Raw genomic sequence first — 20,903 nt, forward strand, 5'->3', positions numbered from 1 at the left:
CGAATTAGTTGTCGGTTTGAGAGTCGGACTCCTTGCCAGTTGGGTTGTCGGCTAATGGGTAGTCGGTGACATGCACTTGCCCCCGTCACGACCGGACACATCAGATCTGAGCACCCCAGCCCCAAGCTGCTAGCCCCTACCCCACCTCCAACTATCCATATAGAACTCCTGCCCCACCCAAGCCAAACTAGACCCGGCACTTCGTTCGAGCCTTCAGACCGCCAAACCCAACACACCCGGCACCCAGTAACAGTCCAAAAGGTTGTTATTAACAAACCAATATTCGCTATTTTCAGGAAAACTAACCGGTTCACGCAATAACTAACTAAAGTTCGCTAATACAGAATTCATTTGATGATATTTACAGAGCCTAAGTTAGCTATGAATCCAAGAAAGGTTGCCAGCATGTACACATTGTTGGACAAAGTCCATCCCCCCGATCGCCAACGGTTGGAACCAACCTCTAACAGGGCGTCTGTGGCGCCTTTGGCAATCATTTTTTTCTCGCCCCGTCACCGACTTTCACCATGCTTAACTATCTGCCGGGAACCCCTCATCAACCCCCTGAATAAGTAGTTAACTGTACTTGCATGAGTCTTACAATCCAAATTAAGAAAGGATAGTTAGTCTTCAGGTTGCATTTTTCTGCAATGCAGCAAAGCAACAACTTGCTAACGCTTTCAAGAGTCTATGCCCTGCAATTTAAACGCGTTAATGTAACAAAATTACATAAAAATAAATATATGATGACAAAATGTTTCTTGTCCCTTAGAATAGAGAAGTCATTATAGCAGTTTCGAAACCAGTTTTAGCAAGGATTTCTATTTTTCCGAAGAGTGAAGGTGAGCACCTTGCCCGATGCAATCTTAGAAGTGAAGTCGCTCCGTACCGTTATAAAGGACAAGCATAGGGAACTGACCATCGTGGACGGCATCGATTTTACGATTGGGACGAACGAGGTTGTCGCGCTAGTGGGCGAGTCGGGCTGCGGCAAAAGCATGACCTCGCTCTCGATCATGCAGCTGCTGCCGAAGTCGGGCGCGATCGATCATGGTGAGGTCCGCCTGAAGGGGCGCAATCTCGTAGGGCTAAAGAAACGAGAAATGGCGCGCGTGCGCGGCCGGCAAATCGCGATGATATTCCAGGAGCCAATGACCTCGCTAAACCCCGTGCTGACGATCGGCACCCAGATGACCGAAGGCATTCGCAAGCAGCTCAAGCTGACCAAAGAGGAAGCGGTTACAACCGCCGACCAGTGGCTGAAGCGGGTCGGTTTTCCCGAGCCCGCGCGCATTCGCAAGGAATACCCGCACCGGCTGTCCGGGGGCATGCGGCAGCGGGTCATGCTCGCGATGGCGATGGCTTGCAAGCCGGACCTGCTTATCGCAGATGAGCCGACAACCGCACTGGACGTAACGATCCAAGCCCAAGTGCTCGACATGATCCGCAACCTTATCCAGGAATCCGAGATGTCCGTGCTGTTCATCACGCATGATCTTGGCGTCGTCGCGGAGATGGCGAACCGAGTCGTCGTCATGTACGCGGGTCAAATTGTGGAAACGGCCGACGTCAAAGCGATTTTCATGGAGCCGCTGCATCCGTATACGCGAGGTTTGCTGCAATCGACGCCGAAAATGCAAGGCAAGCTCGAGAAGCTCGTTCCGATCCCGGGCACCGTTCCGGCCGTCGGGCAATACCCGGCAGGCTGTCGCTTCGCAGACCGTTGCCCGGTCGCCATCGCGGCTTGCAAGGAAGCGCTCCCCGAGCTGCGGGAACGATCGCCCGGCCACCATGTGCGCTGCATTCGCGATTTAGGAGGAATCTCATGAGCGCTCCGCTGTTGGAATTAAAGGAGTTAACCAAATATTTCCCTATCGGCGGTAAAGCAAAGAAGGGCTTCGTCAAGGCGGTCGACGGCGTAAACCTAACCGTGCACGAAGGCGAGACCGTCGGCATTGTCGGCGAATCCGGCTGCGGCAAGTCGACGGTCGGTCGACTGGCACTCAAGCTGCTCGAATCGACCGGCGGGGAAATCCGCTTCAACGGTCACTCGATCGAGCATATGAGCCAACGCCGGTTCCGCCCGCTGCGCAAGGATATGCAGTGCGTATTCCAGGATCCGTACGCCTCGCTGAACCCGCGGCTGTCCGTCGGCCAGGCGATCGCCGAGCCGCTGTATATACAGGGCGGGCTGAGCCGCAAGGACGCAACGACCCGCGCTGATGAGCTGCTGCAGCTCGTCGGGCTGAGCACGCAGGCGGCCAAGCTGTACCCTCACGAATTCTCGGGGGGCCAGCGGCAGCGAATCGCGATCGCCCGTGCGATTGCGCTAAAGCCGAAGCTGATCGTCGCCGACGAGCCGGTTTCCGCGCTCGACGTGTCGATTCAAGCGCAAATCGTCAACCTGCTAGGCGAGCTTCAGGAGAAAACACGCGTATCTTACCTGTTCATCTCTCACAATTTGAGCGTCGTCCGACACATATCCAACCGGGTGGCGGTGATGTATTTGGGCCGCATTGTAGAGATCGGCACAAGAGACCAGCTGTTCGATCGGCCGAAGCATCCTTACACGCAAGCGCTGCTCTCTTCCGTCCCGGAGCCTCAGATCGCCGCTCGCCGCGAGCGCATCCTGCTGCGCGGAGAAGTACCCAATGCGGCGAACCCGCCGTCCGGCTGTCCGTTTCATCCGCGCTGTCCGCATGCGACCGACATTTGCCGCACCGAGCAGCCTGTATTCCGCGAAGTGGAGCCGGGGCATTCCGCCTCGTGCCATTTCATATAAAAACCAATTTCCACTACTCGAAAGGGGCCTTTATCCAATGATGTCCATGCCTTACCGCACGTTAACTTCAGTTGCTCTCGCCTCGATGCTGGCAGCGACCGCCCTGCTCGCAGGCTGCTCCAAGGACAACGGTTCGTCCACGACGAGCCCGTCCCCGACCGCTTCCACGGCGCCGTCCGCAACGCCTGCCAAAACAAAGGTCGACGGAGGCGAAATCATAACCGCGTATTTGGGCGATCCGCAAGGTTTCATCCGCTTATGGGCGACGACGACCACTTCGACCGAAGTGATCGACCTGACCTTCAGCTACCTGTACAAGCTAAACGAGAAGCAAGAGCTCGTACCGGACTTGGCTGTAGGGCAACCGCAATTTTCCGCCGACAAAAAAGAAATGACAATGAAGGTCCGCACGGACGCGAAGTGGACGGACGGCAAGCCGGTTACCGTAGACGATATCGTGTTCACGTACAACATCGCGATCAGCCCGGACTATACCGGACCTCGTAAAGGCACGTTCACCGAGATCGACAAAGTTGTAAAAGTAGACGACACCACGCTGAAGTTCGTGTTCAAGCAGCCCTTCGCCGGGTTCATCGATACGCTCATCTACAACATTTTGCCGCAGCACCTGCTGAAGGACGTTCCGATCAAGGAGATGGACAAGTCGGAGTTCTTCAAGAAGCCGGTCGGCTCCGGCCCGTACAAGCTGGAAGAGTGGAAGCAAGGGCAGTACCTGCGTTTCGTCCGCAACGACAACTACTACGGCGGCAAGCCGGCAATCGAGAAAGTAACGGCGAAAATCGTTCCGGACGCAAACGCCATGATGGCGCAGCTGCAAACCGGCGAAATCAACGTCATCGGCGTGCCGGCCGACCAGTTGGGCGCGATCGAGCAGTTCAACAAAACATCGAACAAGCTGAAGCTGCAAAAAGGCATCAAGGCTTCGCAATACTCCTACGTCGCTTGGAATTTGACGAACCCGCTGTTCCAGGACAAAAAAGTGCGTCAGGCGCTGACAACAGCGATCGACCGCAAAGGCATCGTGGACAACGTGGCGGAAGGCCTCGGAGTAGTCGTGAACAGCCAAACGCCGCCTCCATACTGGTCTTTTACCGACAATGTGCCTAAGTTCGACTTCAACATGGAGAAAGCGAAGACGATGCTCGCCGAAGCCGGCTGGAAAGATACGAACAACGACGGCCTGATCGACAAAAACGGCAAAAACTTCGAGTTCGAAATGCAAGTCAACCAAGGCAACAAGATTCGTGAAAAAGCCGTAACCGTCATCCAGCAGCAGCTGCAGAAGGTCGGCATCAAGGTCACACCGCGCGTCGTCGAGAGCTCGGCGTTCACGAAGAACTTCCAGGCCAAGCAGTTCGAATCGATCTACTACGCTTGGAGCATTTCCGGCGACCCGAATCCGAAGGGCATCTGGCATTCCTCCGAAATCGAGCACGGTTTGAACACCGTCTCCTACAAAAATCCGGAAGTCGACAAGCTGATCGAAGAGGATCTGCAGACGTTCGACCAAGCGAAGCGGAAAGAAATCCTGGGCAAAATCGACGCGCTGATCGCGGAAGACCAGCCTTACACGTTCTTGTACGCGCCGACGACTGTTATGGCATATCCAAGCAACCTGGAAGGCTTCAATCCGAACCGCGACAGCTTGAAAGAAATCGAGAAATGGTACTTCGTGAAGTAAAGTAAGCTGTGTAGCTGACACAACCCGCACTCCATTACAGAAAGAAGTGACTACCGGTGGCCCTCTATGCGCTGCGGCGACTGCTTAACGCCATCCCGATTCTGATCGGCATCACGATCATCTCCTTCGCGATCATCCATCTGGCACCGGGAAGCCCGTTGTCCCAGTTTCTGGAGGACCCTCGCATTACAGCTGTGGACAAAGCGAATCTGATCCACGCTTACGGGCTGGACAAACCGCTTTACACGCAATATTGGCTATGGGTGACCGGCATGCTGCAAGGCGATTTCGGCACTTCGTTCCAGAAAAGCGCGCCGGTGCTGGAGCTGATCGTGGAATTTATGCCGAACACGCTGCTGCTGACGATCTCCTCGTTTATTCTGTCGCTTCTGATCGCCGTTCCGCTCGGCATTTTCTGCGCATTGCGGGCGAACTCCCGGCTCGATCAGCTCGTTACGGCGTTCTCGAACGTCGGTCTGGCGATACCGGGCTTTTGGCTGGCGCTCATCCTGATGATGGTGTTCGGGGTAAAGCTCGGCTGGCTGCCCATTGGTGGATTGTCCACGATTAACGCGGAATTCAGCCTCTGGGATCGCACCCGGCACTTGATCATGCCAGTCACGACGATTGCGGTGGCGGAAGCGGCCATATGGACCCGGTACGTCCGCTCGAGCATGCTGGAAGTGATTCATCAGGATTACATGCGGACGGCAAAAGCAAAAGGGCTGCTGCCTTGGCGCATCTTGTCGCTGCATGGGTTGCGGAACGCGCTCATCCCGCTCGCGACGCTGTTCGGGCTTATGATCCCGTCGTTCTTCGCCGGTTCGGTCATCCTGGAGTCGATTTTCAGCATCCCGGGCGTAGGGCGGCTGCTGATCGAAGCGACGTTCCAGCGGGACTATCCGGTCATTACGGCGCTCGTAACGCTTGGGGCGATCATGACCGTCATTGGCAACATCGTGGCGGATATTCTGATCGGATTCCTCGATCCGCGAGTCAGTCTCAGCGGGAAGGAAGTGAAGGCGTAACCGATGAACACAGCCGTTTCCAACACCATGACGAAGCCTGCCGCGGCTCCGGTAGTCAGACACCGGGCGTGGGGGCGATTCAAACGCAATCGAATGGCCGTAGTCGGGCTCGCCCTGATGATCGTCCTTATCCTGCTGGCGCTGTTCGCGCCGATGATCGCAACGCATGATCCGGCCGAGCAAGACTTGATGCAGCGACTGAAGCCGCCGAGCGCCGAGCATTGGCTCGGAACCGACGATCTCGGGCGTGACTTGTTCAGCCGCATCTTGTATGGCTCTCGCGTGTCGTTGTCCGTCGGTATTTTCTCCGTGCTGTTCAATGTTGTCATCGGGGTTGTCGTCGGCTCGATCGCCGGCTACTACGGGGGGCGGACCGACAGCATCCTGATGCGATTTGTCGATATGATGCTGGCGTTCCCGACGTTTTTCCTGCTGATCGCGGTCGTCACCTTGTTCAAGCCGAGCTTGACGAACATTATTATCGTGCTTGTCGTCTTCGGTTGGATGGGAAAATCGCGACTATTGCGGGGGCAAATCCTGTCGATCAAGAACCGCGAGTACATCGACGCCGCCCGTACGATCGGGATGTCGGACTTGCGCATCATATTCGTTCATATTTTGCCGAATGCCCTGGCGCCGGTCATTGTTTCAGCGACTTTGCAGATGGGAACGATGATTTTGACGGAGTCGAGCTTGAGCTTCCTGGGACTCGGGATTCAGCCGCCGCATGCGAGCTGGGGCAATATCCTGCAGAGCGCGCAAAACCTGACGATCATGATGAAGGCGCCTTGGGTGCCGATTCTTCCGGGCTTTATGATTTTCCTCACGATTATGTGCTTCAACTTTATCGGGGACGGGCTGCGGAACGCGTTCGACTCCAGGTAAAAAAGAACGGTGCAGCGGGCTGTCGGTTAAGCCCCTTGCACCGTTTTTTTGTAGAGCAGCTTTTTGTACACCCAGATCGCGTTGAATAGCAGCAGGAATGCCGCCGTGTAGAAAATGCCTCTGATGCCGATCCAGCCGGATAACGTACCGCCGACGATCGGGCCGAGCAGGTTGCCGAGAGAGAGGAAGCTGCTGTTGAAGCTATAGGAGCGGCTCTCCATCCCGTCAGGGGTGAATTTGCGGATGAGCGCGTTGACGGTCGGGAGCAGGCCGCCGATGAAAATGCCGAGTATGAACCGTATGGCGAACAGCTGCCACACGTTGTGCACGAGCGCCTGCGGGATGAAGGCAAGTCCCGCGCCGATCAGCGACACGAACAGGATTTTGGTCTGACCGATCCTGTCACTCAGGCGACCGAGCAGCGGGGAGGAGATCATATTCGAGAAGCCGGTAATGGAACCGACCAGTCCGGCGTAGAAAGCCAAGTATTGCCCGGTGCCGTGCAGCTCTTGTACGAACAGCGCCATTAGCGGCATCGTGCTGAGCATCGCGAACTGGATCAATAGCGTGACCATGAATAGCGACATAAGCTGAGGGATTTTGCCGAGCTGCTTGAATCCCTCGACGATCGAGACGTTTGGCTTCTTGGCGGCCTCGGTCGCATTGAATTTTTCTTTGACGACGATCCAGGCCATCACCGAGGCGAGGAAAAGCAGGGCACCGGTTATGTAGAAAATCGGGCGGAAGCCAACCCATTCAGCCAGCAGTCCGCCGATTAGAGGACCGAGAATGCCGCCTGCGACATTGCCGGATTGAAGCGTACCCATGGCGAACCCCATCCGATGCTTAGGAGCCATCGATGCCATGAGGGCGACGGAAGCCGGCACATAGCCTGCTATCGTTCCGTTCAGAATGCGCAGCAGGAGCAGATGCCACACATTGCCCGAGAAACCCATTAAGGAGATGACAATCGCCATCCCGAAGCCGGAGCGCAGCAGCATCACCTTGCGCCCGTAGCGGTCCGCCAGCTTGCCCCATAGAGGTTGGAAGAAAAAGGAAGTTACGAAATTTCCAGCGAAAATAATGCCTGCCCATACCGACACTTCTTGCGAGTCCGTGATTCCGAGTTCTTGGATATATAGCGGCAGGAACGGGATTACCATCGTCATTCCAGCCATCACCAAAAACTGCCCGAACGTTAATACGATCAGGTTTACTTTCCAATTCCCCATTTGGTGCAACCTCCATCTGTACCGCCGTTGTTGTCTTCGAGTTGCATGCTGCAGCCGCGCCGCAGCGATCCGTTTTCATCATCCCCTATTATAGCACTATACTTGGACAAACACACACCCGGTTTGCTATGATGAAGGAGTGAGAGGTTTACCGGTTCAGGTAACTGGCGAATCGTGGAGCACCACGGGGGAGCCTGAATCTACATACATACCGTTCGCCTGGGTAGAGCGTTTGGGAATGACCGAACCGCCGCCGGCTTGGATTTCGATCCTTGCTGCAGCTGCGTTTCGCGTGTCCCGAATGCTTTTTTTCGTTCATTTCTTATTATTTGGACAAAAGGAGCGGATGGAGCATGACGGTCTTGTTAAGAGGAAAACCGGTAGCGGATGCGATTTATGCGCGGATTCAAGCGGAGACGGAGCGGTTCAAGGAGCTGGAGGGCGTAGGGGTAAAGTTGGCCGTAGTGGTGGTGGCGGGCGATCCGGCTACCGCTTACTATGTGCAGGCGAAGCGCAAGGTGGCGGAGCGGGTCGGGGTCGCTTTTGAGGTGCATGAGTTCGAGTCGTCCGCTCGGGAAGAGGAGGTGGTCGCCTGCATTAAGCGGCTGAACGAGGATGCCGCTGTGCATGGCATCATGCTCGAGCTGCCGCTGCCGGCGGCGATGTCGGCGAATCGAGTGGCGTCGATCATCTCGCCGTACAAGGATGTCGACGGCGTGACGCCGACGAGCAAGCAGGCGCTGCTGACCGGGGAACGAGCGCTTCTGCCGGCTACGCCGCAGGCTTGTATCCGGTTGGCGAAGCATTATGGCTTTGTGCTGGCAGGTGCGAGCGTTGCGCTGGTCGGACGCGGTCAAACCGTAGGCATGCCGCTGTTCCACCTGCTGCAGCGCGAGCAAGCGACCGTGACGGTGTGCCATTCTCGCACGTTGGAGCTGGGGCTGCATGTTGGACGGGCCGACATCGTTTTCGCTGCCGTAGGTTCTGCCGGACTTATCACCCGAGAAATGATTCGCCCGGAGCACGTAGTAGTTGACGCCGGGATGAATGAGCTTCCGGACGGTACGATGGCGGGGGATGTGGCGCGGGAGGCGGGGGAGCGCGCAGCTGCATATTCGCCAACGCCGGGAGGAGTAGGGACCGTGACGACGGCGATTTTGTTCGAAAACGTGCTGAAGGCTTATGAGTGGCAGCGAGAGTTGGGGAATGCGGGAGACGATGAACAGGTGGCTTGGCTGGACCGGCCGATCCGCCGGTTTCTGGAGGAGTCGAGCGCGGCAGTGCCTACGCCGGGCGGAGGAAGCGTGGCCGCTCTGGTAGGCGCGCTTGGCGCCTCGATGGCGTCCATGGCGGCCGGCTTCAGCCAAGGTCCGAAGTACGCCGACTGGGCGGGCATTGTCAGCGGCGCTTTGGCTCGTTTGGCTGAGGCTTCGCTTCACTGCGAGGATCTGCTCGAAGCCGACATCGTCTCGTTCGAGCGATACCGGGCGGCGGCCAAGCTGCCTCGAGATACCGAGGAGCAGAAGGCGGCCCGCCGTCATGCGATAGAGAAGACGACGCTCGAGGCGATTGCGGTTCCGCTGCAGCTGATGGAAGTATGCCGGGATGCGAGCCGCATTGCCGAGGAGCTCGCACCTTGCGCGAACAAAAATGTCATCTCCGATCTGGGCATCGGATCGCTGCTGTTCGAAGCGGCGGCACGATCGGCATACCTCACCGTGGAGATCAATTTGGCGGCGATGGCGGAATCGGATACGAGAACCGAGCTTGCGAGACGGGCGGATGCGCTGCTGGAGGAGATAGAGGAATTGAAGAAGAAGGCGATCGGGATCGTAAAGGAGCGCATCCGCCAATAGGCATACAAATTCCCTGAAATATGGTAATCTGATCGAAAATGACTAGGGGAGGCTTACCCATCATGGCTCTGGCTCGCAGATTGCAAATCGGCATGTGGAACGGGTACATGCCCGATCATTGGAGCGCCTATGGCTCGCCGCGGATCAATGGCATCGAAATCGCGCAGTTCAAGGACGAGGCGCAAATCGCCGAGTTCACGGCGTTCTGCGAAGCGAACCGGCTCGAGTTCGGCATCCACACGCCGCTGCTGAAGGGGCAAGGCTATTCGCTGCCCTCCATCACTTCCGTTGTGTCCGACGAGCGGCTGCTTGCTTTTCATCGGCTGGAGCAGGAAGCGTCGATTGCCTCCCGCTGCGGGGCGGATTATTTGCTTGTCCATTATCCTTACCCGTCCGTCATGCCGAGGCGGAGGAGCGAGCGGCACTGGGCGATCTTGCCGGAGTTTGAACGGTATGAGTCGGATCAGATGGATGCTGTGATGTTCCGGGACGTAAGCCGCCGGGCGTTCGAGCAAGTCGCCGTGCTTCAAGAGCGTTACGGGCAGCGCATCGTGCTTGAGTACGACTTTTTCGGCGACTTGCAGGATGAGTGGGTGCGGGCGTTCGAGGAGTTCCCGGGCATCGGCATGGTGCTCGACTTCCAGCGGCTGGACGTTCACAAGCGCACGTTTCCGGGCTTCGAGCCGGAGGCGTTCATCGAAGCGGTGGCTGATCGCGTCTACTTGGCGCACTACAGCAACACCCGCTATGAGGAAGGCCGCTTGGATCGCCACTTGCCGGTGCTGCCCGAGCAGCAGGATGACCCGACATACGGCGATGCTTATACATACCTGAAGCTGCTCGCTCAGCGCAATGACAAGTTCCACGTGTTGCTCGAGCACAATCCCGCCAAAGTGACGCGCGACGAGCTGGAGCGGTGTTATGAGTCGGTGGCAGCGGTGTTGGCGTTACCGGCGGCTCCGGCATCAGGACCGGCTCCGGCGCGTTGACGGCGGTACCCATTATTCGGTTCTATGCTGTCCAATTCACGATTTGTAGCCTTCGGATCGCCTAAATCTGCTATAATATAGGGATAACGATCAGGAGAGAAGGAGTCGGTAGAGATAGAATCGAGATCGGAAAGACATCGTCGAGACAAAAGCACAACGAAGTCTGAAACTCCCAAAAAACCGAAAACGACCAAAAGCAAGCTGCTCCCGATCGGCGCCTTCCTGCTGCTGCTCGTCGCGGTCGGGTTGACCGCCTGGGCGGTCGGCACGCAGCTGCGTAAGGCGGAGTCCGCGCAGCCTACACCGACACCGTCAAGCAACGGCAGCGGCAATGGCGCCGCCAAGCCTTCGCCCAGCGCACCGGCCGCCGGTTCGCCGACGCCGACAGCGTCATCGACGGTTACCCCCAAGCCGTCCGCGACCGTCTCGCCGACCCCCGGGTCGTCCGCAGGCACTACGGGCAGCCCGACGCCAACCCCGTCGGACAGCTCGCGTGTCAAGCTGTCGTTCGTCGGCGACGTCATCTTCGCCAGCACGGTTGAGACCGTGCTCCGGCAGAACGGCTTCGACTACGGCTTCGCCCAAGTCAAGTCGGTTCTGCAAGACGCCGATCTGGCTATAGCGAACTTGGAAACGCCGATTACGACGCGAGGCGACGAACAGAAGAAGGAATACGTGTACCGGTCGACGCCGGATGCGCTTCCCGCTTTTGCCGAGGCGGGCTTCGACCTGGTCAACCTCGCGAACAACCATATTCTTGATTATGGCGTGGACGGCTTGCTCGATACGTTCAAACATCTGGATAAGACCGGGATCAAATACTTCGGCGCCGGCCATAATGCGGAGGAGGCGTTCCGGCCCGTCATCGTGGAGAAAAAAGGGATCAAGATCGCGTTTCTCGGCTTGAGCCGCGTCGTCCCGGACGCCGATTGGAAAGCCGGCAAGGACAAAAACGGCAAAGACCGACCCGGAGTTGCCGATACATATGGCCTTGATTTGCCGCTCAAGGCGATAACCGATGCCAAGAGCAAAGCGGATCTGGTCGTCGTCATCCCTCACTGGGGGATCGAGCGCAACGACATGCCGGAGGCGTATCAGAAAGAATACGCGCGCAAATATATCGACGCGGGAGCGGATCTGATCGTCGGCGGCCATCCGCATGTGCTGCAGGGCTTTGAGCAATATAAAGGAAAGTGGATCGCCTACAGCATGGGCAATTTCCTGTTCACGACACGGGCGGACGAGCCGAAGACATGGGACTCGGGCATCCTGCAGGCATCCTGCTCCAAGACGGCGGGCTGCGAGCTGAAGCTCGTGCCGGTGTTGACCAAGTGGGCGCAGCCGGTGTTCATGCAAGAGCCGGAAAGCGTCAAGCTGTTCGAGCGGCTCTCCGGCATTTCGTTCGGCGCGATCGTGAACAAAGACGGAACCATACGCGCCCAATAGACGGTTAATCACAAGCTATCACATTGCCCCTAAAGGATGGAGACTCCCTATGTTTCAATCGATTCGCAACATTTACTGCATCGGCCGCAACTACAGAGCGCATGCCGAGGAGCTAGGCAACGCCGTACCGGACGCGCCGATGCTGTTCGGTAAGCCGACGCACTCGCTGGTGGCGATGGACGGCGGCGAAGTGATGCTCCCGGGCGGCCGCGGCGACATCCATTACGAGGCGGAAGTGGTCGTGCGCATCTCGCGCGCCTATGAGCCAGGGATGAAGGTGGACGAGTTAATCGACGCCTATGCGCTCGGGCTCGACCTGACGCTCCGCGACGTGCAGAGCGAGCTGAAGAAGAAAGGGCATCCTTGGCTTGCGGCCAAAGGGTTCCTGCACTCTGCGCCGATAACAGGCTTCCGGCCGTTTCCAGGCGCTGCGGCTCTTCAAGCCGAAACGTTCACGCTTCTTAAAAACGAGGTTGTTGTGCAGCGCGGCAACACAGGGTCGATGATTTTCGATTTGCAGACCATTATCGATTTCACTGCTCGTCACTTCGGCTTGGGGGAAGGGGATATCTTGTTCACCGGCACACCGGAAGGAGTCGGAGCTGCTTCGGACGGAGACCGTCTGGAGCTGAAATGGGGCAACGAGAGCTGGGGCGCCTGTACGGTCCGATTGAGCGACTAGCCTATTAGATAAAGAAGCTTGGAACACATTGGAGCGGGGGATGGGATCGTATGGAGCAAAAGAAGCAAGTGAAGCAAGGAGCTGCCGACCGCCAGTATTGGCTGTCCACATTGCGGCGAATTGCGGAGCCGGTGCTTACAACGCTTGACAGCCGTACGCTGAAAGCGCGGATGCCGATCGAGAAACGGCCGGAGTCGCTTGACCGCCACATGTTCACCTATTTGGAAGCATTGGGCCGCTTGCTGGCAGGAATTGCGCCTTGGCTCGAGCACGGACCGGACCAAGGCGAGGAAGGGGCGCTTCGCTCGCGATACGCCGAGCTGGCCCGGTCCGCGATCGATGCCGGTACGGATCCGTCTTCGCCGGACTACATGAATTTCTCGGAAGGAAACCAGCCGATCGTGGATGCCGCCTTCCTGTCTCATGCCGTCCTGCGTGCGCCGAACGAGCTATGGGAGAAGCTTGACACCCGCGTGAAACGCAATCTCGTGCAAGCGCTCAAAGCGACGCGGACCCGCAAGCCGGGCTTCAACAACTGGCTGCTGTTCGCCGCGACGATCGAAACCGCCCTCTACAGGATGGGCGAGCCTGATTGGGATCGGATGCGCATCGACTTCGCGCTGAAGCAGCACGAGCAGTGGTACTTGGGCGACGGCATGTACGGCGACGGCGTGGAGTTTCATGCCGACTACTACAACAGCTTCGTCATTCAGCCGATGCTGATCGATGTGTTGGAGACAGTCGGCAATCTGGAAACATGGGACTGGCAGCCGATGATTGAGAGGGTGCTGAAGCGGACGAAGCGGTACGCAGACATTCAGGAGCGGTCCATCTCGCCGGAAGGGACGTTTCCCGTCGTTGGCCGCTCCATCGCCTACCGTTTCGGCGCGTTTCAACTGCTTAGCCAAGTCGCGCTGCGCCGAGAGCTGCCGGAGCATATCGCACCTGCGCAAGCGCGAGGCGCCCTCACCGCCATCATTCGGCGGTCGATCGAGATGCCCGGCACGTTCGACGCGAACGGCTGGCTGCAGATCGGGTTGGCCGGTCATCAGCCGGAGCTGGGAGAGAGCTACATCTCGACCGGCAGCTTGTACTTGTGCGCGACCGTTTTCCTGGCGCTCGGTTTGCCGGCGGACGACCCGTTTTGGCAAGGGGACGCCGACTGGACGTCCAAGACGGTTTGGGGCGGCGGTCATGCGACGATCGACACCGCGCTGAGATCCAAATAAATCAGAAAAAGCTCTTCGGCCCGAATCCTTCATCGCGTCGAAGAGCTTTATTTGCAGTTACTGCGCTTCCAGCATATGATCGGCATAGCGGTCGCGAATGTCGAGAATTTTGGGCAAGCTGTCCATGAACGCGTCGACGACATTCGGATCGAAGTGGTGACCCCGCTCTTCCTTGAACAAATTCAGGATCCGGTCGAGCTCCCAAGCCTTCTTATACACCCGGTCACTCGCCAGGGCATCGAACACGTCCGCGATGCCGGTGATGCGCCCGAAGATATGAATCTCTTCGCCGTGGAGTCCGCGCGGATAGCCTTTGCCGTTCCACTTCTCATGATGCTGCTCCGCTACGATCGCCGCGGTTTTCAAAATTTTGCGTTTGGAGTTTTTGAGCAGGTTGTAGCCGATGTCGGTGTGGGTTTTCATGATGTCGTATTCTTCGTCGGTCAGCTTGCCCGGCTTCTTCAGCACGGAGTCCGGGATCGCGACTTTGCCGATATCGTGCATCGGGGACGCCATCTTGAGCAGCTCCGCTTCCGATTGGCTAAGCCCGAGCGCCAGCGCCAGCACGTACGAGTATTCCGCTACGCGCTTCACGTGGTTGCCGGTTTCCTTCGAGCGGCTCTCGCCGATTTCGCCCATCGTGAAAATAATTTCTTTCTGCGTCTCCTCGATCTCTTCCGCCAGCATCGCCGATTCGATCGACTTGCCGGAGTAGGAGGCGGCCAGCGTCAAGTTGCGCAAGTCTTTGTCCGAGAACACTTGACTCGGCGTCATCTTGTTCACCGCTTGGTAGCAGCCCATAATCTCGCCTTCGTTGTTGCGGAACGGGATGACCATCAGCGCTTTGGTACGGTAACCCGTCTGCAGATCGGTCTTCAGCGCGCCGCTCATCAGCACGTCCCGGTACTCCACATCGGAATAAGCGTCGTCGATAAAGACCGGTTGCCCGGTTGCGATGCTGTGACCCGCCAATCCCGCGCCGACGGGGATGCGCAGCTCGGTGACGCCGTGCGCAACCTTCGTCCATAGCTCATTGCGCTGGGAGTCGAGCAGCCAGACGGTGCATCGGTCGGCCACGACAATCACCTTGCCCATGTCCGCCATCAGCGAAAGGACGTTGTCCAGATTGCGCTCGTTGGCGATTTTGGCCGCGTAGTCGAGGATCACCTGCAGCAGCTCTTCGGGCTCCAAGTCCCGCTTGATCCGAGGCGTCTCAAACTCATACATTTCGTGCACCGCTCATCTCTCCCTAATATGACGACAATTGAATGGAATCCGACGTGAGGCAAGATTGCGCTTTCAAACGAAAGCTGCGCTATGCCTGAAATTTGTAGCCGACACCCCATACGGTTTTAATATATTGGGGTTCTTTCGGTTCAAGTTCGATTTTTTTGCGTAGATTGGCGATATGGACGTCGATCGAACGTTCGGTGACGAACGATTCGAATCCCCGGAGCGCGTTGATCAGCTCTTCGCGGCTGAACACCTTGTTCGGGTATTGCGTCAGCAGCTTCATCAGCTCGAACTCGGAAAACGTCGTCTCTATGAATAAGCCCCTGACGTAAAGAGCTCTGCGTTCGGTGTCCAGTTCGACGTGACGCTTCGATTCGACAGCCGATTGTACGGCTGCGCTGGTCTGCTGATGCGCGATCGCATGGACGCGATGAAATTGGCTGCGCCGGATGAGCGCCGAGATGCGGGCCGTAAGCTCGCGCATGCTGAAGGGTTTGCTCAAGAAGTCGTCTGCACCGGCCGCCAACGCGTTGACGCGTTCGCTGACCTCCGTCTTCATCGAGACGACCAGAATCGGGACGAGCGAGCTATCCCGCAGCTTCATGCACAATTCGGTCCCATACATATCCGGAAGCACAAGATCGAGAAGAACGATGTCAGGATCGAATGCAAGCGTTTCCTTGAGCCCATCCGTTCCGTTCTCCGACCGTCTTACTTCATGCCCTTCTTCGGTCAAGTACATCGCTAACATCTCGCCGATCATAGGATCATCTTCTATGATCATTATTTTGTTCACGAGAACCTCCTCGAAACGATGGGAAATTGTTAAGAAAGCATTAGGAAAATCGCAGCGCTGTCGAGCGGGAAATTGGAAAAAGATACCCTGAGTTAACTATACTATAACCCCAAAATATCGTCTAGTACGCGTGGAAGGGATAGCAGAGCCTATTCGGAGGTGTATGTGACAAATGGAAATGTTAAGAAAGTATGGGGAACCGATCCTTAATGTGTGAGGAGGAGCGCATTTTGATATAATGAGGGCGGAATGAAAAGGAGGCAAGCCGATGGGATTGTGGTGGATCGGGCTGGCGGGCAGCTTGTGCTTAGCAGGGGCGGCGTATTGGAGAAGGTCGCTTAGCGGCTCGGGGGCGCTCGCGGCGGTCGTGCTCGGAACGGCGTTATACGCGCTCGGGAGCGCTTCGTGGTTCGGCACGCTGATCGCCTTTTTCCTCTCCTCGTCGCTGCTCAGCAAGTGGAAGCAGCGACGAAAAGCCGCGGCGGAGAGCGGCTACGAGAAGTCCGGCCGCCGCGACGCGGTGCAGGTGTGGGCGAACGGCGGGCTCGGGCTGGCGCTCTGCGCCGCCTGCGCCGTCCGGCCCGAACCCGCGCTGTACGCGGCGTTCGTGGGGGTCATGGCCGCGGTGAACGCGGACACATGGGCGACCGAGATCGGCGGCCTGAGCCGCTCCGAGCCGAGGTCGATCTTGACCGGGCGCCGGGTCGCGGCAGGCACGTCGGGCGGCGTCACGCCGCTCGGGCTGGCGGCGACGGCAGCCGGCGGCTTGTTCATCGGCGCGGCCGCATGGCTGCTGCAGCGGTTGGATGCGGTCGCGCCGGGCGGTCTCGACAGCGCGGCAGCGGCAGGCGCCTATGGAGGCGCCGAGCTGCTCGCGCTCGGCTTGGTCGGCGGCGCCGTCGGCTCGCTCGCGGACTCGGCGCTCGGCGCCGCATGGCAGCGCATGTACCGCTGCCGCGTCTGCGGCCGCGAGCTCGAGGCGCGCCGCCATTGCGGCGAAGCGGCCGAGCATATCCGCGGCTGGCGCGCGCTCGGCAACGACGCCGTGAACGTGCTCGGCTCGATGGCCGGCGGGGCCGCTGCTCTGCTTGTCGGCGTGCTGCTGCTGTAAGAGCTGCGCGAGACATCAAAAAACCGTCAGGGATGGTTTCCCTGACGGTTTTCGTTAGGACACTTCCAAATACATTTTCGTACCGTCCCGGTATTGGAAGATGGCGACGTGGCTCATCAGCTCGATCGACATGACTTGCTTCAGCTTGCGGCGAAACTCGAAGTTATATTCCATCTCGTTCATCTTGGCGTTAAGGCGGCCCAGCATGGCGGTTGAGGCGTATTGATACACAACGATCGGCCGATTTTTGAACGATATCGTAGCGGTTCTCATAAGGACATCATCCTCTCTACTTTCTCTATAACCACACTCTTAATCTACTAAACAAACGTAAGTACAGAATCAGTATCAGATTAAGGGTTCATTTATTTTCTTAGTACTTGCTTAACATTTATAGCTTATGCTTAGAAAAAGCTTTCTAATTCTCCGGCCGACCGATGGGGGGATCGCCTTGATCCGGGACTTGTTCGTCAATATCGCCCTGCTCGCGCTGTTTATTTTTTTTACCGGGCAATGGTTTATGAAAGCGTATTCCGAAAGTCAGCTGCGTTGGGCTTATCGTTTGAAGGTAGGTTTGGTCATGGGCGGCGTGGGCGTCGTGCTGCTGTTCGCCGGCGTTCGAATCGACGAGAATAATTTGCTGGATTTGCGGCATCAGGCGGTGTATGCCGCTGCTTATTTCGGAGGGCTGCCTGCCTCGCTGATCGCAGCCGTCGTCATCATCGTCGTCCGGATCGCGTTTGATTTCTCCTCCAGCCTGCCGGCAATTGCCACCGGCCTTCTCATCGCTTTGATCAGCGGGCTGGTCATTCGTTACGTTCGCAGCGACCTCATTCGATTTTTGTTGTTTTACACGAGCTTCGGCATCATTTTTACAATCGATCTGGTCTGGATTTTCAATTTCTCCTTCTCGCGGGTAGCCTTGCCGTATGTGCTGATGAACATAGTGTGCGGCGCCTTCATCTCGGCGTTCCTGCTTCATATGAAACGGTCGAACGGGCTGATGGAGCAAGTCCGCACCGTCCAGCAGGAGCTGCTCGATATTTTGCATTTGCAGCCGGGCTACACGATCAAATACCGCAAGGAAAAAGGCCGCTACGTCTACACGATGGCCGAGGGGCAACTGCTCTACCAAGTCGGGTTCGATCCGAAGGAGCTGATCGGCACGTCGGTGATGGATTCGGGGCGGCTGCCGAAGGAACTGGCGGAGTACATGTACGAGCAATTCGACAAAGCTTGGCAAGGGGAGCGGGTGACGTTCGAAATCAGCTACAAAGGATACACCGCGCTTGCCACCTTGGAGCCTATCGTCGGCCGAGACGGAGAAATGGAGGAAGTGATCTGCAGCGCGGTCAATATTACGGATCGGAAGCAAGCGGAGAAGACGCTTGTAGAGAACGAGCTCAAATACCGGACGCTGGTAGACAGCTCGGAGGATTTGATTTTCGGCTTCGATGAAACCGGGATCGTGACGTCCGCCAATCAGAAAATCGTCGATGTGCTGGAGGTTCCGTTTCGCCAACTGATCGGACGCTCCTTCAGCGAGCTGCTGCCCGGCAGGCATGAGGAGGAATGGTGGGATTACTTCCGATTGGCGCTCGCTGAGCGACGTCGTCTCCGTTTCGAGCTCGCGATGGCTTTGCCCGGGCTTGGAGACCGGACGTTCTCGGTGACGCTGTCGCCGGTGTACGGGCAGGACGGGGCGTTCCGCAGCATGACCGGTACGATTCACGATTTAACCGATATCATTAAGAAAAAACAGGCGGACGAGGCGAACCAGGCCAAAACCCAGTTTCTCGCGCGCATGAGCCATGAAATTCGTACTCCGCTGAGCGGCATCATCGGCATTGCCGAGCTGATGGCAAAGACGGAGCTAACCGGGAGCCAGATCGATTACGTGAGCAAAATCCAATCGTCCTCCCAGGCGCTGCTGCGCATCATTAACGAAATTCTGGATTTTTCCAAAGTGGAGGCGGGCAAATTGGGACTTGTCGAAGATCGGTTTCATTTCATGACGGTCATAAAGAAGCTGTCGGGCACGATCCATATTTTCATGGGCAAGCAGCAGATCGAATTCATTCTCGATACGCCGGATTCGCTGCCGGATGTGCTGATCGGGGATGCGCAGCGGCTGGAGCAAGTGCTGCTCAATCTATGCGGCAACGCCATCAAATTCACGGAGCGGGGACATGTGGCGCTGCGTATCCGAACGGTCGACGATCGCTCTTCGTTCCCTCTCGGCATTCGCAAGCTGCGGCTGCGCTTCGATGTGACGGATAGCGGAATCGGCATCGCCGCCGACCATCTGCGCTCCTTATTCGAGCCTTTCTCCCAGGCGGACGGATCGACCAGTCGGAAGTATGGAGGGACCGGTCTGGGTCTCGTCATCTCCAAGAGCCTGATCGAGCTGATGGGGGGCGAGCTGTCCGTCCAGAGCGGTCTGGGGGAGGGCAGCCATTTCTCGTTTGAGCTGAGCTTTCCGGTGCCGGAGGATGCCAAGACGGAAGCGTACCGGCTGTCCGAGCGAAATAAAGGGCAAAGGGTGCTGGTGCTGGAAGATTCCGTGCTTGTCTATGAGCAGCTTGGTTCGATGCTGGCCTCGATGGAGCTGACGCCGGTCAAGGCGGCTACTTGGAAAGAAGCGATCGGCTTACTGGAATGGTCGGCAACGGTAGAGGAGAGCGAGCGCATCCAGCTCGTGCTGGCCGATATGGAAATGGACGACATGTACGGGATCGACACGTGGATGAACTTGCTGGAGGCCGCTCGACGGGCAGGTGCGCATACGATGGCGATGACGTCGGTGTATGGCCGGGACGAGCTGCTTGGCTTGAGCGAGCAGCATCGGCCCGACGCTACGCTCGTGAAGCCGATTAGCCGGCCCGGGCTGCATGAGCAGCTGGCGGTCGTACTGGAACGCGGCGGGCGCCGGCGGTCCAAGGGCGTGCCGCATCCGGTGGCGGAGCCGGAGCAGGCCGCTGGGGCGCCGGCCGGGCGTATATTGCTGGCGGAGGACAATGAGATCAACGAGCTTGTCGCTACGGAGCTGCTGAAAGATTGGGGCTACCAGGTTGAAGTGGCTCACAATGGCCTCGAAGTGCTGGAGATGATCGATCGGGGCAAGTGGGATCTGATCCTGATGGACATTCATATGCCGGAGATGGACGGGTATGAGGCGACGCGGCGCATTCGCGAGATGAAGAGGTACGACCGGCTGCCGATCGTCGCGCTTACAGCGAATGTCATCCGCTCGGATCGCGATTCGTACTACCGGATCGGCATGAACGACATTGTCACGAAGCCGATCGATGTCGAAGCGATGCGGATTACGGTGCGCAAGTGGGTAACGTCGGGTGTTGCAGGCGGGATAGTTGCAGGTGCAGTTGCAGGTGCAGGTGCAGGCGGTGGGGAGCCTCTGGGCGACCGACGCAACGAAACGGACAAGAGCGAAGAGGAACGGGCGTATGCGGATTCGCTGTCGAAGCTGGACGGCATCGAGCTGAATCAGGTGCTTCATCGGCTCGACGGGAAAGTACCGCTGCTGCTTCATCTGCTTCGACGGTTCCGTCAGGAGTACGAACCATTCGTCGAACAGCTGCAGGATGAGCTGGATCGCGGAGAGTGGGATTCGGCCAAGCGGATGCTTCACACATTCCGGGGGGCGGCCGGCAATATGTCGGCGAGCGAGCTGCTCGCGGCTGCGACCGAGCTGGAGCATGCTCTGGCGGAGCCGGCGGCGGTCCTGGAGCAGGCGCAGGAGCAGGAGAAGCTCCGCTCGCTGCTCACGAGTCTTGAGGATGAGCATCGTCGGGTGATGGTGTCGATCGGCGGGGTAGTCTAGTCGATCCGATTTGTTCCGATTCGTTCTGATTGGATCCGATCCGGAGAAAATGTTAGCCGTTTGTTTATAAATTTCATACTTTTCTAATTCG

General features: G+C 57.7%; 16 protein-coding genes and 1 riboswitch. Of the genes, 12 read left to right on the forward strand and 4 right to left on the reverse strand.

What is annotated here, in order from left to right; all coding sequences use genetic code 11:
* Positions 1–851 precede the first annotated feature (851 nt).
* The 5 genes from PKO02S_RS18985 to opp4C are packed head-to-tail and all read left to right on the forward strand — an operon-like array spanning position 852 to position 6,397.
* A complete protein-coding gene (locus PKO02S_RS18985; RefSeq protein WP_127585420.1) occupies positions 852–1,829 on the forward strand; it encodes an ABC transporter ATP-binding protein in 978 nt (325 codons plus the stop codon).
* Positions 1,826–2,782 (forward strand): ABC transporter ATP-binding protein, encoded by a 957-nt coding sequence (locus PKO02S_RS18990; RefSeq protein ID WP_127585421.1) that lies wholly within the window; start codon positions 1,826–1,828, stop codon positions 2,780–2,782. Before PKO02S_RS18985 ends, PKO02S_RS18990 begins: the two co-directional genes overlap by 4 nt.
* A 37-nt stretch (positions 2,783–2,819) precedes the next feature.
* Complete coding sequence (locus tag PKO02S_RS18995; protein WP_246067124.1) at positions 2,820–4,484, forward strand: peptide-binding protein; 1,665 nt, start codon at positions 2,820–2,822, stop codon at positions 4,482–4,484.
* Between the two features lie 56 nt (positions 4,485–4,540).
* Entirely contained in the window at positions 4,541–5,512 is a 972-nt protein-coding gene (locus PKO02S_RS19000) for an ABC transporter permease (RefSeq protein WP_127585422.1), read from the forward strand.
* A gap of 3 nt (positions 5,513–5,515) precedes the next feature.
* Positions 5,516–6,397 carry an oligopeptide ABC transporter permease gene (gene opp4C / locus PKO02S_RS19005; protein ID WP_127585423.1) on the forward strand — a complete coding sequence of 294 codons (882 nt, stop codon included), beginning with the start codon at positions 5,516–5,518 and terminating at the stop codon, positions 6,395–6,397.
* Between the two features lie 26 nt (positions 6,398–6,423).
* Here opp4C and PKO02S_RS19010 read toward each other — a convergent pair whose 3' ends face one another.
* Positions 6,424–7,629, reverse strand: coding sequence for an MFS transporter (locus tag PKO02S_RS19010; RefSeq protein WP_127585424.1), 1,206 nt, complete (start codon positions 7,627–7,629; stop codon positions 6,424–6,426).
* 150 nt (positions 7,630–7,779) lie between these two features.
* A riboswitch (ZMP/ZTP riboswitch) is annotated at positions 7,780–7,861 on the forward strand.
* Between the two features lie 121 nt (positions 7,862–7,982).
* Between PKO02S_RS19010 and PKO02S_RS33760 the strand changes: the two genes are divergently transcribed.
* From PKO02S_RS33760 to PKO02S_RS19035, 5 genes are all read left to right on the forward strand, one after another.
* The gene (locus PKO02S_RS33760) at positions 7,983–9,485 is read left to right on the forward strand and encodes a cyclodeaminase/cyclohydrolase family protein (protein ID WP_164821549.1); all 1,503 of its coding nucleotides are present in this window, start codon (positions 7,983–7,985) and stop codon (positions 9,483–9,485) included.
* A gap of 62 nt (positions 9,486–9,547) precedes the next feature.
* Entirely contained in the window at positions 9,548–10,474 is a 927-nt protein-coding gene (locus PKO02S_RS19020) for a TIM barrel protein (protein ID WP_164821550.1), read from the forward strand.
* Between the two features lie 246 nt (positions 10,475–10,720).
* Positions 10,721–11,920, forward strand: a complete 1,200-nt coding sequence (locus PKO02S_RS19025; RefSeq protein WP_246067125.1) for a CapA family protein — start codon at positions 10,721–10,723, stop codon at positions 11,918–11,920.
* 49 nt (positions 11,921–11,969) lie between these two features.
* The gene (locus PKO02S_RS19030; protein WP_127585426.1) at positions 11,970–12,602 is read left to right on the forward strand and encodes a fumarylacetoacetate hydrolase family protein; all 633 of its coding nucleotides are present in this window, start codon (positions 11,970–11,972) and stop codon (positions 12,600–12,602) included.
* 50 nt (positions 12,603–12,652) lie between these two features.
* Positions 12,653–13,831, forward strand: a complete 1,179-nt coding sequence (locus PKO02S_RS19035) for a DUF2264 domain-containing protein (protein WP_127585427.1) — start codon at positions 12,653–12,655, stop codon at positions 13,829–13,831.
* 57 nt (positions 13,832–13,888) lie between these two features.
* Here the strand turns inward: PKO02S_RS19035 and PKO02S_RS19040 are convergent, their stop codons facing one another.
* Together PKO02S_RS19040 and PKO02S_RS19045 are read right to left on the reverse strand one after the other, a co-directional pair.
* A complete protein-coding gene (locus PKO02S_RS19040; RefSeq protein ID WP_127585440.1) occupies positions 13,889–15,058 on the reverse strand; it encodes an HD domain-containing phosphohydrolase in 1,170 nt (389 codons plus the stop codon).
* An 88-nt stretch (positions 15,059–15,146) separates the two neighbouring features.
* The gene (locus PKO02S_RS19045) at positions 15,147–15,860 is read right to left on the reverse strand and encodes a response regulator transcription factor (RefSeq protein WP_127585428.1); all 714 of its coding nucleotides are present in this window, start codon (positions 15,858–15,860) and stop codon (positions 15,147–15,149) included.
* A 268-nt stretch (positions 15,861–16,128) separates the two neighbouring features.
* On the opposite strand from PKO02S_RS19045, the gene PKO02S_RS19050 reads away from it, so the two are divergent.
* Entirely contained in the window at positions 16,129–16,971 is an 843-nt protein-coding gene (locus PKO02S_RS19050) for a DUF92 domain-containing protein (protein ID WP_127585429.1), read from the forward strand.
* Between the two features lie 54 nt (positions 16,972–17,025).
* Here PKO02S_RS19050 and PKO02S_RS19055 read toward each other — a convergent pair whose 3' ends face one another.
* Positions 17,026–17,244, reverse strand: a complete 219-nt coding sequence (locus PKO02S_RS19055; RefSeq protein WP_127585430.1) for a hypothetical protein — start codon at positions 17,242–17,244, stop codon at positions 17,026–17,028.
* A 178-nt stretch (positions 17,245–17,422) separates the two neighbouring features.
* On the opposite strand from PKO02S_RS19055, the gene PKO02S_RS19060 reads away from it, so the two are divergent.
* Complete coding sequence (locus tag PKO02S_RS19060; protein ID WP_164821551.1) at positions 17,423–20,812, forward strand: response regulator; 3,390 nt, start codon at positions 17,423–17,425, stop codon at positions 20,810–20,812.
* Positions 20,813–20,903 lie beyond the last annotated feature (91 nt).

Source organism: Paenibacillus koleovorans NBRC 103111, assembly GCF_004000845.1.
GTDB classification, from domain to species: Bacteria; Bacillota; Bacilli; order Paenibacillales; family NBRC-103111; genus Paenibacillus_AA; species Paenibacillus_AA koleovorans.